This window comes from Actinomadura pelletieri DSM 43383 (assembly GCF_003634705.1).
GTDB classification, from domain to species: Bacteria; Actinomycetota; Actinomycetes; order Streptosporangiales; family Streptosporangiaceae; genus Spirillospora; species Spirillospora pelletieri.
The window spans coordinates 178,918-192,057 of sequence record NZ_RBWU01000001.1 but is presented as its reverse complement, the minus strand read 5'-3'; the positions used below and the strand labels follow the sequence as shown (position 1 = coordinate 192,057).

Here is a 13,140-nt window from a genome sequence, read left to right as displayed (position 1 = left end):
GTGCTTCGACCGCCATCTGCGCGATGTTTGGGATTGGCCTTATCGCTACGATTATGGGCGCGCTCAGCTGACGGAAGTGGGTCGAGTGTCCGTTCGGTCCGCGGCGCCTCCGGCTTTCGGGCTCCCAGCACCAAGGACGGCTCATGATGGATCCGACCACCGCGCGGTCGAATGCCTCCCGGCGCGACCGGATCAGTGTCGCCGCGGCCATCGCGCTCGGGGCGGGGCTCGTCCTCGGCGGCGGCGGCTGGGCGCTCATCGCCAACGGCGAGGAATGCGATTCCGGCCGCGCGTCCCTGGTCGTGAAGGCCGACCCGGCGATCGCGCCCGCGGCGTCCGCGATCGCCGCGCGGCGGCAGACCGGACGCTGCGTCGCCGTGCGGGTCGTGCCCGCGGACTCCGCCGGCACCGCGACCGCGCTCGCGGCGGGACGAGGCGTCCCCGACGTCTGGATTCCGGACTCCGAACTGTGGCTCGACCTCGCCCGCGGCGGCCCCTCCGGACGCACGATCCTCGGACGCTCGACCTCCGTGGCCGTGTCACCCCTGCTGTTCGCCGTCCCCCCGACCGACCCTCCCCAGAGCCGGACATGGGCGGAACTCCTTCCCAACGAGGCGGACGACGGGCCCGAGCCGGGACACGACGTCCAGATCCGAATACCCGACCCAACGCGGACGTCCGTCGGAATGGCCTCCCTGCTCGCACTACAGAGTTCCATCGGCAAGGAACAGGGCTTCAGCGCACTCAGAAGGTTCGCGGACACACTCCGCACGGTCGAGATCCTGGAGCCCGGACAGGACCCCGCCACGACGCTCAACGCGTCCGCCCAGGTCGCCATCGTCTCGGAACAGCAGGCGTTCGGCTGGACCGCCGCAGGGAGAACCGAGCCGCCCACCACGGTGTACCCCGCGGCCGGCACGCCCGCGCTGGACTTCCCCTTCACCGTCACCACGGCCGACCTCGGCAAGCAGCGCCGCGCGGACGAGTTCCTCCGGGCCCTCCGCGCACCGGCGGGCGTCGCCGAGCTGAACCGCCGCGGCCTACGCTCGGCCACCGGCGGCGGGACCCAACGGGGGCTGTCCACGCCGCTGCCCCGGGTACAGGCGGTGGCGAGTCCGGGGGCTGCGTCCTGGGTCCAGCAGACATGGCGGAGCTTCACGCAGGAGATCAACGTGCTCGCGCTGGTCGACCCGTCCGGCCCGGCGGGCGCGGCCATGACCGGCGCGGCCTGGCGCGGTGCGATCGGCCCCGGCGGAACCCGCCTGGACGCCATGCTCGTCTCCCTGAACAGGGGCCTCAACCTGGTCGGGGACGACTCGGAGTTCGGTCTGTGGGCGACGTCCCGGCCGGGGACGCGCCGCCCGTACCGTCCGATGGTCGGGATCGGCGAACTCGGCAGCCGCACCCGGACGGGCACCACCCACCGGCTCTTCCTGGAAAAGCGGCTGAACGCGATCCGGCCACAGACCGGCGGCGGAGGCGCCGTTTACGACTCGGTGGTCGCGGCCTACCAGGAGATGAAACGCCGCCATGACGCCGATCAGCTCAATGTGGTTCTGGTATTCACCGCGATGGGCGCCGACGCACGCCCAACCGCCCAATTCAAAAAGGCACTGACAAACCTAAGAAAACAGATCGACCCAGCGCGTCCGATCGTCTTCGTAGTAGTCGGTTTCGGTACCGGAATCGACCCGGGCCTAAAACAGATGACCGAGACCGTCCAAGGCCAGTCGTTCCAGATCAAAAATCCGGACGGAATCGAGGAGTTGTTCCGCAACTCCGACCTGATGCGCGTCTGCAACCCGCCCCAGTGCTGACCGTCAGGCAGGCAAGCGACGCGGTCGCGGCCCCCGACCGCGAGCGACTCGGCGTCGCCTTCCGCGTGCTCCTGGTCCTGCGCGGGCTGGTGCTGGCCATGACCGTCATGCTCGTCCCGGACGACTGGCGCGACCCGTCGCTGATGCTCGCGGTCGCCGCCGTGGCCACCGCGACGGCGATCGCCTGCCTGGCCTGGCGCCGCGTCCTGTCCCTCCTGCTACGCCATCCGACGCTGTGGTGCCTGGACGCCCTGCTCATGTTCCCGGTGCTGCTCTCGGGAGGAGCCCTCAACCCGCACTTCCTGGTCACCGTCCTCACGTCCGCCATCGCCGGCGTCCTGTACGAATGGCGCGCGGTACTGGTCATCTGCGCCGCACAGACGGCCCTGTTCTTCATCGCCGCAGGCGCGACCGGGCAGGAATCCGCGGGCACGGCGACACCGGTCCTGATCGGACTGCCCGCGTTCTACCCCCTGGCGGCGTGCGCCGGAGTCGCCCTGCGCCGCTTCCTCGACGACTACGCCGACCTCGAAGAACGGCACCGGCGCGCCGCCGCGGCGCTGTCGGCCTCGGAAGAGCGCGCCCGGCTGGCCCGCGAGATGCACGACTCACTCGCCAAGACACTGCAGGGGATCAGCATGTCGGCCGAAGCGCTCCCGCTGTGGGTACGCCGCTCCCCGGACCAGGCCGAGACGGACGCCCGAGCCATCGTCGCCGGACTCCGGGTCGCGACCGGCCAGGCCCGCGACCTCCTGACCGACCTACGCGACGAGGTCTACCAGCAGCCACTCGACGAGGCACTCACCACCGTCGTCGCCGACTGGAGCGCACGCACCGGCATCCCAGCGGCGACCCATCTCGCGAAAGAACCCCAGGTCGGCGACGAGACGACAACGGTCCGGTACGAGATCATCTCAATCGTCCGAGAAGCACTCACGAACATAGAACGGCACGCGAACGCACAACACGTCACGGTCAGCCGCAACCCGTCGACACTGGTCATCAACGACGACGGCCGGGGCTTCGCCTTCGGGCATCAACTCGACCAACTGGCCCGGCACGGCCACTACGGCCTCATCGGCATGCGCGAACGAGCCCACCGGATCGGCGGCCGACTCACCGTGAACGGCGCGCCCGACCAGGGCACGACCGTGACCCTCCGACTACCGGGATCAACACGGTGACGCCCCCCATCCGCGCCCTGATCGTCGAGGACAACCCGATCGTCCGCAGCGGCCTCGTCACGCTGCTCCGGGCCGCCGGCGTGGAGGTGGCGGGCGAGGCCGTGGACGGACGGCACGCGATCGAACTGGCCGAGCGCCTCCGTCCGGACATCGTCCTCCTCGACGTCCGCATGCCGATACTGGACGGCGTCGCTGCCGCCGGACCGCTCAGCCGGATCGCCAAGGTCCTGATGCTCTCCTACGACACCGACGCCGAGGTGATCGGCGAAGCGATCCGCAACGGCGCGTCGGGCTACCTCGTCCACGGCTCCTTCGACATGGACGAACTCGTCACCGCGATCCGGGACACGGTCGGCGAACGCGACAGCCCCCTCTCACCGCAGGCGAGCATGGCCGTCGTCGCGGCAATCCGCCGAACCCCACCCGCCGGGACGCCCGCCCCGTCCCGCGCCGAATTCGGCCTCACCCCACGCGAAAGCGCGGTCATGGACCTCATCGCCCGGGGCCGCACCAACGCCGAGATCGCCGACGACCTGGTCATCTCCGAGTTCACGGTGAAGAACCACGTGAACCGCATCTTCGCGAAACTCGGCGTCGGCACCCGCGGCGCCGCCATCGCCCGCTGGCTGCGCACGGACGAGCCGACAGATCCGTGAAAGAACCGGGACAGGACACCCCGCCACACTTCTCGCATACGACAGTTCCCACGCGAGAAAGGTGCTCGACATGCAGTATCGGAAACTCACCCGAATGGTGGCCGTCCCCGCACTGGCACTCACCATGGTCGCCACCCCGGCCATGGCCGCGACCGCCCAGGCCGACGCCGCCGCCGTCAAGCGGATGAGCAAGAGTTGCTCCAAGCCCAAGGGCAAGAAGTTCAACATCTCCTTCTCACCGGGCAAGCAGTCCACGACCTTCTACTTCAACAACCACTGTAGCCACAAGAGCTACATCAAGGTCCGCACCTACACCACCGGCAAGCCCAACTACACGACCAAGTGCATCCGGGTCAACGCCAAGACCAAGGGCAAGAAGAAGGTCTGGCACGTCGGTGGACGGTGGGACCGCACCCAGCTCGTCAAGTGCTGACCCCATTCCCCTCCGCATATCCCGTTGAGTCTGACCGGGGCAGGCTCGACGGGATATGCATCGTTTGCAGCGCACCGTGCAGAATGCTCCGATGCAGCTCCCTGATCGAGGCCCCCGGCTCCACACCGAGCACCCCGACCAGCCGCGAGCGCACCGCCGCATAACGGTCCAGCGCCTCCCCCTGCCGCCCGCACCGATACAGCGCGACCATCAACAGACTCGCGATCTGCTCGTCCAGGGGATACTCCTCGGCGAGCCCGGCAAGAAGCGGCACGGTCTCATCGTGCCGCCCCAACCGAAGCCGCGCCCCCACACACGCGAGCTGCGCCGCCAGCCTCTCCTGGCCGAGCGTCATACGAACCCGGTCGGCCCAAGCACCACTGACCCCCGCGAGCTGCGCGCCCCGCCACATCCCGATAGCACGATCGAAAAGAAGGACGGCCGCCGCATCCTCGCCATCCCAAACCTTTCCCCGAGCCTCGCGAACAACCCCCCGAAAACGATGCACATCAATATCCCCGGGATCAGCGACCAGCACATAACCCCCACACCGCCGCTCCACCCGTTCCGGTTCGTCGAACGCGGCCCGCAACCGCGCCGCGAGTGTGTAAAGCGCGGCCTGCGGATGGCGGGGAAGCGCCTCGTCCCAGATCCGATCGATCAGCACAGAATCCGGAATGACCTGGTTCGGCTCCCACGCCAGCACCGCCAACAGCCCTAACGCCCGCCCAGACCTCAACACCGCCTCCCTCCCCCCGAACCACGCGGACACCGTCCCCAACAGTCGCACTTCCACGGCCACCCCTCACCACTGGACAAAGACAAGCCCCACCCTGACCGCCACCCCTCCCCCTTGCACAGGTGCCCCAGCCCTAACTAACCGCTGAAAAAGGTCCCACCCCCTAGTGCCGTGGCACTACACATGGCCTGCGGAAGCTAGGACGCTGCGGGTTCAGGTTGACTCGCCGAGGCGGGTCGGTTGAGGCGAGCCGAGTACACGGACAGGAGCGCCAGCGCAGTCGCGACCAATACCAAGACCCCCGTCACGAAGGCTGCGCTGCTCGGACCCACGGCTTCGACCGCCGGGCCTATGGTGAGAAGGGCGATCGGGGCGAGTAGGTAACTGGCGACGATGCTCCAACTGTTGACCCGTACCAGGACTTCAGCAGAGAAGTGTTCCTGCAGGGTGGTCGTCCAGATGACGTAGTACGCGGCCTGGCAGAGACCCGGGACGGCTATCGCCAAAGCGATGACCGTCCAGGAGCATCCGCCCGAAACGAACAGCATGGGAATGGCCGCTGTGGCGGGCAATGCCGTCGCCACCAGGATCGGCTGGCCCACCCTCAGCCGGGCCCCGACGAGAGCACCGACCAATGCCGCGAAGGCCTCGCAGGCGGTGACGATTCCCCAGCCCCATGCGCCACCGTGCCCTTGGGTCATGTAAAGCGGCCCGATGACCTCGATGAAGGAGGCCGCAGACACGATGAGAACGGTGAACTGCAAGGCCATCGTCCAGACCCAGCGGCAGGAGGAGAACTCCTTCCAGCCCACCCGCAAGTCCCTGGTAATGCCACCGGAATGGCGGTGCCGCAAGGTCTTCAGAAGCCCCAGGAGCAGGGCACTCACCACACACAGAAGCCCTCTCGCCGTGGCCGCCCACCCGGCGCCCACGGTGCTGACCACCACTCCGGACGATGCCAGCCCGACGAGAAGCCCGGCCGATTCGGTCTGACTGACCAGCGCGTTGCCACCACGACGGCTCTGCCCGGTGAGCAGGTCGGCGACGATGCCCCGGATCGTCGGCAGAAACATCGCCGTCGCCACGCCTGACAGGACCGCCAGCCCGCACAGCAGTGGCAGCGACGCCTTATCCGTTAGAAAGCACGCGCCCAATCCCAGCCACGCCGAACTGGCCAGAATCTCAGCGGAGACCAGCACATGATGGCGCCGGAAGCGGTCACCGGCGACCCCAACGGCGACCATCAGCACCGCGGGCGCCGCCTTGCTGGCCATCACCACGGAAAGTTCCGCGGCGCCGTATCCGAGCCCCATCACCCCCCAGGCCAGGGCCAACTGCCCGAACCCGACGCCCGCGCTGGAAACCAACCGCGACGCGAACAAGGGAGCGATCGAACGATTCTTCAACAGGGCCAGCGGAGCGAAGAACCTGACCACGGCGGGCATGATCAACGCACGAGATTTCAATCGTGTCTCTCTCCACGCGAAACCGAGCTCCCTCGTCCAGGCGCGGAGAGTATCCGTATAACTCTAATCTGTCACGAGGCAACTCATCCACCCAGCGTTCGCGGCGTCGAGTCGTCCCTCTCGACGGGCGCCGGGCGCCGAGGCCGACCTCGGCGTGGATTTCGCCCGGTTTGAAGCTGTGTTCCGCCGCCACTCGCAGGGCGTCCTGGTGGAATTCGCGGGCCCTGGCGTGGTCACCGGCCTGCATCGCCAGGTTGCCCAGCCCGTTCAGGTTGTCGGAGACCTGCGACCACATGCCCAGTTCCTCGGCGATGCGCCGTCCGTCCTGGAACAGCCCCGAAGCGGACCGCGCGGCCACGGATCGACCGGGTCGCGCGGTCCCGTTGTCGGGAGTCGGTCAGTTCTGCGGCGTTGGAATGCCGGGAGCGCTTGGTGTGTTCGGCGCTTCGATGTTGGCCAGGTCGGTGGTTCGGGTTTCCTTGGCGATCAGGGAGGCGATCAGGGAGATGACGCCCATGGCGGAGAGGTAGGCGCCGATGGCGTAGCCGGTGTCGAACCGTTGGTAGAGGGCGATCGCGATGATGGGTGCCAGCGAGCCGGCGAGGACGGACGCGAGGTTGTACGCCAGCGAGACCCCGGAGTAGCGGACCTCGGTGGGGAACAGTTCGCTGAAGAAGGCGCCGATGACCGCGCTGAAGGCGGCGAAGATGAGCAGGCCGCCGCAGACCGCCGCGATGATCGCGCCGGTGTTCTTGGTGTCGAGCAGCGCGAAGAAGGCGAAGCCCCAGACGATGGTGGCGGCCGAGGCGGCGAGGTAGATGGGACGGCGCCCCACACGGTCGGCCAGGATCGCGAACAACGGGATGGTGACCACCGCGACGCCCTGCCCGATCATGACCGCGGTGAGCCCGGTGGACTTGTCGAGGTCGAGCATCTTGGTGACATAGGTGATCACCAGTAGGGAGAAGATGTAGAAGCCGGCGTTCTCGCCGAAGCGGGTGGCCGCGGCGAGCACGACCTGGCGCCAGTGGTCGCGGAGCACCACACCGGCGGGCAGCCGTGGTGACGTGGCGCTTTCGGCGGTCTTGGCCGCGTCCGCCTCCTGCCAGAGCGGTGACTCGGCGACGTACAGCCGCAGCCACAGGCCGACGAGCACGAGCAGGGCGGAGAGCGCGAAGGCGATGCGCCAGCCCCAGTCCAGGAACGCGTCCTCGGACATGACCGCGCCGAGCGCCGCGAGGGCACCGGCCGCCATGAGGTTTCCCAGGGGTGGTCCGACGTTGGGCCAGCAGGCCCAGAACGCCCGGCGGGACCGGTCGCCGTGTTCGGAGACCAGGAGGACCGCGCCGCCCCACTCGCCGCCGAGGGCGAATCCCTGGACCAGCCGGAGCAGCACCAGCAGGGCGGGCGCGGCGGCGCCGATCATCGCGTAGGGCGGGATCAGGGCGATGAGGAAGGTGGCGCCGCCCATCAGCAGCAGGCTGGCGATGAGGGTGGCGCGCCGTCCCCTGCGGTCGCCGTAGTGGCCGAGGACGGCCGCGCCGACGGGACGGGCGACGAACCCAACCGCGTACGTCGCGAACGCCAGCATCGTGCCGATGAGGGGGTCGGTCTTGGGGAAGAACAGTTCGTTGAACACCAGCGCGGAGGCGGTGCCGTAGAGGAAGAAGTCGTACCACTCCACGGCGGTGCCGGCGAGGCTGGACCCGGCGATGACGGGCAGGCTGGAGTGCGCTCTGTGCTTGCTAGGTTGGACGGTGGTATCGGTCATGTCGACCTCCTGAGGTCGAGTCCTGGCGCGTTGGTGGTGACTGAGGCCCTGGGGCGTGCACCGGTGCCCGTCGGCCCCGGCGGCTGTGAGCGCAGCCGCCGGGGTCTCAAGGTGCGGTGAAGATCGATCGCGCCGGGGGCCTTGAGCGCGGCCCCATGTGTGCGGGCGCTAGAAGATCCAGTGAATGGGGTCGTGCCCGCGGTCGACGATGTCGCTGAACTTGCCTCTGAGGAAGCCGAGGGGTTCGCCCTCGCGCTCGCAGATGCTGCGGACCTGACCGATGACGACGACGTGGTCGCCGGCGGTGAAGTGCCGCTCCACGTCACATTCCAGATGGGCGAAGGCGTCGGGGATCACCGGCACCTCGTGCCGTCCATGGGTCACTTCGAGCCCGGCGAAGTGATCCTCCCCGCGCCGGGCGAAACGCAGTGCCAGTTGCTCCTGGCGGGCGGACAGGATGCTGACCGCGAACCGTCCGGCGCGGACGACCGCGTCGGTGCTGCGCGCCCCGGTGGTCAGGCACACCAGCAGCAGCGGCGGGTCGAGGGAGACGGAGGTCAGCGAGTTGACCGTCATGCCGTGCGGCGTGCCGTCGACGCTGGTCGTGACCACGGCCACACCGGTGGCGAAACGGCCCATGGCGCGGCGCATGGTCAACGGGTCGATGGCGGCGGTCATGTCGGCCGTGTCCACAAGGTCGGCGGAAGGCATGGGGGCCTCCAGGGGATCAGGCGCGGTAGCGCACTTCGAACGTCAGCACGCCCTCGTCGGTGCGCCAGGGGCCGTGCGGCATGCCCGGTGGGCGGCAGGCGTACATGCCCTTGGTGAAGGTCTCGCCGAGGGTGAGGTCGGTGAACGAGCCTTCGAGGATGTAGACCTCCTCCCAGAAGTCGTGCTTCTGCACGCCCATCGGGGACGAGTCGGCGCCCGGCTCGTAGCGCAGGATGCGGGTGGCGACCCCCGTCCACGGGTCCGCCGCGAGGATACGTTCGACGATCTTCGGGTCGTCGCCGGGGCAGACCGTGTACTCCACGTCGCTGACCGGGAAGAACTCCAGTTCGGGCTTGCTCATGGTGCTCCTCGGTTGTTCAGGCCTGAGGGCCGGGGCTGTCGTCGGGACGGTCGGCGACGTCGTAACCGGCGAGGAAGGACTCGACGTCCGCCACGGGCCGGTCGAAGCCGTAGTTGCGGAAGGCGTAGCCCTTCACGACGAACGGCGCGCCCGCGTAGAACAGTTCGTACTGGTGATGGCGTCCGGCGAACTCGCTGCCGATGGCGTCCCAGGCCAACTTGAACAGCTTCACGCGTTCCTCGGCGGGCGCGTTCGGGCTGTGGACGTAGCGGTCGATGTCGGCGCGGGTCTCCGGATTGGTCATGTCGGCGATGCTGGACGGAACCTGAAGAACGCCGCCGCCGACAAGGTCCCGAAGAATCGCCAGGACGCGTGGATAGAGCTCGGACTGCATCCCCATCGCCCCGTAGAGGGCCCGCGCGCCGGGCCGCCACATGCCCTGCTCGTCTGGGGTGGCGGTGTACTCGGCGGCCAGCACGGCCGACTCGACGAGGGACGCCAGGCTGGCGACCTCACCCAGTTTCTCCACCACACCGGGGAACTTGTCCACACCGTTCACCGCGGCGACCTTGCGTGCCAGCCCGGCCAGGAACTGGAGCTTGACCGAGAACCGGATCTGCGCCTGCCAGTTCCCCAGGGCGTGGGCGCCGGTGTCGAAGAACTGCCGCCGCAGCCCGGCGACGTCCCGGTAGACGAACACCCGCTCCCAGGGCACGAACACGTCGTCGAAGACGACCAGCGCGTCGGACTCGTCGAACCGGGTGGTCAGCGGATAGTCGTAGTGGCTGGTGGCCGCGGGGGCGTAGGGGCGGCGGCAGTACAGCTTGAGCCCCTCGGCGCCCACCGGCACGGCGAAACTGATCGCGAAGTCGGTGTCCTCGGGGGACAGCGGCTTGATACACGACACGAAGATCTCGTCGGCGACCGCGCCGCCGGTGGCCAGCATCTGCGCGCCGCGCACGACGATGCCGTCCGGACGCTCCTCGGCCACCCCCGCCTGGATCAGCTCGCCGTCCCACGCGTGGGCGGTGGTGGCCCGCGACACCTGCGGCGGGATGATCGCGTAGGAGACGTAGAGGTCCTCCTCGACGATCCGCCGGTGGTAAGCCGCGATGTTGGCGCCGAAGTCGTGGTCGCCGCCGGCGAAGGCCTCCGGGTGCGCAGCGAACGCGGCCATGAACGCGCCGACATGGTCCGGGCTGCGGCCCACCCACCCGTGCGTGCGGCGCGCCCATGTCGTGGCGGCCGCACGGAACGCGGTCAGGTCCTCCCGGCTGCGCGGGGCCGTGAACAGGCGGTTCACGGTCGCGCCGGTGTCCGGGTCGGTGCGGGCCAGGCCGGACGCCGGGTCGGCGGCGACGTCGAACAGGTCGGCGATCGTCCGCGCGATGGGCGCGAACGCCGGATGGTGGGCCACGTCCTGAACGGCCTCACCGTCCACATGGATGCGGCGGGCGTCCTTCAAAGAGGCCAGATATTCGGCTCCGGAACGCATCACAGGCTCCTCTGCTTGATCTCGTATTCATGCGTCAGGGCTTGCCCATCGGGCGGCTCAAGGCGGATCCGCCAGCGGCTCCCGTGGACGAACGACCCGCCGAGCAGCGGCAACGTGCCGCAGAACATCACGATGTCCGGTGGAACAGCGCCCATCCGCTCCAGCAACTCGCCGGGATGCCGCAGGACGGACAAACCGCCCCGCTGGTACGGCATCTCGTCCACCGCGCAGTCGGCGCTCAGCGTGTCCCACTCCAGCGAGGACAGGTCCGGCCCGAGTTCCACCACGGTGCTTCCGATCGGTTTCGGGCAGGCGGCCTTCGACTCCGCGATGCCCGTCCGTTCCAGTTCCCGATCGGTGTGGTCGGATCCCACGGCCAGGAAGTAGCGCCCGCCCGCGCGGATCACCACCGGTTCGACCTCACCCGAGGTGGACGAGCCGTCGACCTCGATCACCGAAGCCGTGGTCAGCAGGGCGGTGTCGAGTTCGTAGAAGGCCGGCACGCTCGCCGGGCGCGGCACCCCGATCGCCGCCAACTCGGCGATATGGGCCTCCACGGACGCCTCGTCCCGCGCGGTGTACCCCGCGACGATCAGCTTGTCCGGGGCGAGCGCGAGTCGTTCGCCGGTGCCGGCGACGTCCACGGTCACCGGGGCGGTCATGACGTCTCCAGCAACCGGCTCTGCCCGGCGTGCGGCCAACGCCGGTCGGCCAGCACCGGAAACTCGGCGCGCACCGTCTCGACCACGGTCGGGTCGACGTCGCAGAAGGTGACGCCTTCCTCGGTACCGGCCTCGGCCAGCACGGTCCCCCACGGGTCGACGACACGGCTGCATCCGCCGACCACGACCCCGCCGTCCTGGACGCCGACCGCGTTGCACGCGATGAGCAGCACCTGTTCCTCCACGGCACGGCAGGAGGTGAAGAGCCGCCAATGCTCCTGCCGCGCCTCGGGCCACGCCGCCGGCACCACGACCACCTGCGCGCCCCGGTCGACCAGGTCCCGCCACAACTCCGGAAACCGCAGGTCATAGCACGTGGTGGCGCCCACGAGCCCGAACGGCGTCGGGCACACGTCCAGCGCGTCACCGGGAGTGAGCAACTCGGACTCCCGCGAGGCGTACCCGAACACGTGCACCTTGCGATAGGTGTGCACGACCCGGCCGTCCGGCGCGATCAGCACCGAGGTGTTGAACAGCCGACCCGCCTTGTCACGTTCCACGATGCTGCCCACATGCACATACGCGTCCAGGTCCCTGGCCCATGCGCGGGCGGCGGTCACCGTCGGCCCGTCAAGGGTCTCGGCTCGCTCCAGATAACGGTCGAACGCGAAGTAGCCGGCCGCCCACAGTTCCGGCAGCACGACCAGATCGGCACCCCTGGCCTGGACGACCATCGCACCCACCCGATCCCGGCGCTCGTCCGGCGGCTCCTCCGGGGGACTGGCGACCTGTACCAGCGCGACCTTCATGACAGGCCCACCACCGAGTGTTCGCTACCGTCCCAGTCGGCGACGTCCGGAAGGTGCAGCGCCGCCATCGTGCTGGACAGGTGCGCGGTCAGCGCCGCACCGGCCGCCTCTCCCGTCCTGAGCGCGGCGACGATCGCGGCATGCTCGTCCAGGACGGCGCGGGAACGGTTCTCCTCGTTGGCCACCGCGTACATGCCCATCCGAACCTGCCGGTCCCGCAACGACTCGTAGAACTCGGCGAGAACCGGATTGCCGGCCCGGCGCACGATCAGCCGATGGAACACCCGGTCCAGCTCGATGAAGGTGACGGGATCGCCGATCACCCGCTCCTGCTCGGCCAGCACCGACTCCAACTCGCCGACGAGCCCGTCGCTCGCGGGCGCGACCTGCCGGACACACCAGTCCTCGACCAGCTCCCGGGCCTGCATCACCGCGCGCACCTCGGCGTCCGTGATCGGCGGCACGAACACGCCCTTCTTCGGGACGATCTGCAAGAAGCCCTCGGCCTCCAGCCGCAACAGCGCCTCCCGCACCGGCGTCCGGGACGTCCCGGTCTCCCGCGCCACCTCCGCCTCGCTCAGAAACGCCCCCTCATGCCGCGGGAACCGAGCGATGTGCTTCTTGAGCCACCGATACGCGAGATCCTGGGCGGATTCCTCTTGTAGACCACTCATAGATAGCTTGTATACATCAAGCCGACAAGACGCGACAAGGGTCCCACCACGACATTCCCGCACGTCCTGGCCGAGAGTTGCTCGCCGAGCACGCTCGCTGAAGACCGGGCCATCCGGGCCGCCACCGCGAGCGCGAGCCGGAGGCGACGGGCTCGGTCAGCCGATCGGTGGCGCAAGGTACTCCAGCGCGTAGCCCTTTCCGGCCGGGCTCACCCGGACGATGCCGGGTAAGTCGAGGCGGGCGCCGGCCACGAAGTAGTGGGAACGAACCAACTGGTCGAGGAGGACCACCCGCGCGGCGCGGTCCAGGAACCGGTCGCCGTCGAACTCCCGGGCCTCGAACGCCGTGCGGCTATCGTGAT

The 13,140-nt window shown here is 69.0% G+C and carries 13 protein-coding genes; 4 read left to right on the top strand and 9 right to left on the bottom strand.

What is annotated here, in order from left to right:
• The first annotated feature begins 143 nt into the window (after window positions 1-143).
• The 4 genes from BZB76_RS00850 (at window position 144) to BZB76_RS00835 (ending at window position 4,090) form a co-directional block, all read left to right on the top strand.
• The gene (locus BZB76_RS00850; RefSeq protein WP_121432371.1) at window positions 144-1,817 is read left to right on the top strand and encodes a substrate-binding and VWA domain-containing protein; all 1,674 of its coding nucleotides are present in this window, start codon (window positions 144-146) and stop codon (window positions 1,815-1,817) included.
• Window positions 1,811-3,001, top strand: coding sequence for a sensor histidine kinase (locus BZB76_RS00845; protein WP_121432370.1), 1,191 nt, complete (start codon window positions 1,811-1,813; stop codon window positions 2,999-3,001). Before BZB76_RS00850 ends, BZB76_RS00845 begins: the two co-directional genes overlap by 7 nt.
• Window positions 2,998-3,657, top strand: a complete 660-nt coding sequence (locus BZB76_RS00840; RefSeq protein ID WP_121432369.1) for a response regulator — start codon at window positions 2,998-3,000, stop codon at window positions 3,655-3,657. Before BZB76_RS00845 ends, BZB76_RS00840 begins: the two co-directional genes overlap by 4 nt.
• A 70-nt stretch (window positions 3,658-3,727) precedes the next feature.
• Window positions 3,728-4,090: a hypothetical protein gene (locus BZB76_RS00835; protein WP_147449259.1), complete on the top strand. Its 363-nt coding sequence runs from the start codon at window positions 3,728-3,730 to the stop codon at window positions 4,088-4,090.
• On the opposite strand, the gene BZB76_RS00830 is transcribed toward BZB76_RS00835, so the two are convergent.
• The 9 genes from BZB76_RS00830 to BZB76_RS00790 all read right to left on the bottom strand — a co-directional run bounded on the left by BZB76_RS00830 (window position 4,080) and on the right by BZB76_RS00790 (window position 12,778).
• Window positions 4,080-4,886: an AfsR/SARP family transcriptional regulator gene (locus BZB76_RS00830; protein ID WP_211342768.1), complete on the bottom strand. Its 807-nt coding sequence runs from the start codon at window positions 4,884-4,886 to the stop codon at window positions 4,080-4,082. The two genes, BZB76_RS00835 and BZB76_RS00830, sit on opposite strands and share 11 nt — an antisense overlap.
• A gap of 140 nt (window positions 4,887-5,026) precedes the next feature.
• The gene (locus tag BZB76_RS00825) at window positions 5,027-6,274 is read right to left on the bottom strand and encodes an MFS transporter (protein WP_246006788.1); all 1,248 of its coding nucleotides are present in this window, start codon (window positions 6,272-6,274) and stop codon (window positions 5,027-5,029) included.
• A gap of 418 nt (window positions 6,275-6,692) precedes the next feature.
• Complete coding sequence (locus tag BZB76_RS00820) at window positions 6,693-8,066, bottom strand: MFS transporter (RefSeq protein ID WP_121432366.1); 1,374 nt, start codon at window positions 8,064-8,066, stop codon at window positions 6,693-6,695.
• A 168-nt stretch (window positions 8,067-8,234) separates the two neighbouring features.
• On the bottom strand, window positions 8,235-8,777 hold the full coding sequence (locus BZB76_RS00815) for a flavin reductase family protein (RefSeq protein WP_246006685.1): 543 nt from the start codon (window positions 8,775-8,777) through the stop codon (window positions 8,235-8,237).
• Window positions 8,778-8,793: 16 nt separating this feature from the next.
• Window positions 8,794-9,138 carry a cupin domain-containing protein gene (locus BZB76_RS00810; RefSeq protein ID WP_121432365.1) on the bottom strand — a complete coding sequence of 115 codons (345 nt, stop codon included), beginning with the start codon at window positions 9,136-9,138 and terminating at the stop codon, window positions 8,794-8,796.
• Window positions 9,139-9,154: 16 nt separating this feature from the next.
• On the bottom strand, window positions 9,155-10,633 hold the full coding sequence (locus BZB76_RS00805) for a 4-hydroxyphenylacetate 3-hydroxylase family protein (RefSeq protein WP_121432364.1): 1,479 nt from the start codon (window positions 10,631-10,633) through the stop codon (window positions 9,155-9,157).
• Window positions 10,633-11,295, bottom strand: coding sequence for a DUF2848 family protein (locus BZB76_RS00800; protein WP_121432363.1), 663 nt, complete (start codon window positions 11,293-11,295; stop codon window positions 10,633-10,635). The genes BZB76_RS00805 and BZB76_RS00800 overlap by 1 nt, the downstream gene beginning before the upstream one ends.
• The gene (locus tag BZB76_RS00795) at window positions 11,292-12,104 is read right to left on the bottom strand and encodes a nitrilase-related carbon-nitrogen hydrolase (protein ID WP_121432362.1); all 813 of its coding nucleotides are present in this window, start codon (window positions 12,102-12,104) and stop codon (window positions 11,292-11,294) included. Before BZB76_RS00795 ends, BZB76_RS00800 begins: the two co-directional genes overlap by 4 nt.
• Window positions 12,101-12,778, bottom strand: a complete 678-nt coding sequence (locus BZB76_RS00790; RefSeq protein ID WP_121432361.1) for a GntR family transcriptional regulator — start codon at window positions 12,776-12,778, stop codon at window positions 12,101-12,103. The genes BZB76_RS00795 and BZB76_RS00790 overlap by 4 nt, the downstream gene beginning before the upstream one ends.
• Window positions 12,779-13,140 lie beyond the last annotated feature (362 nt).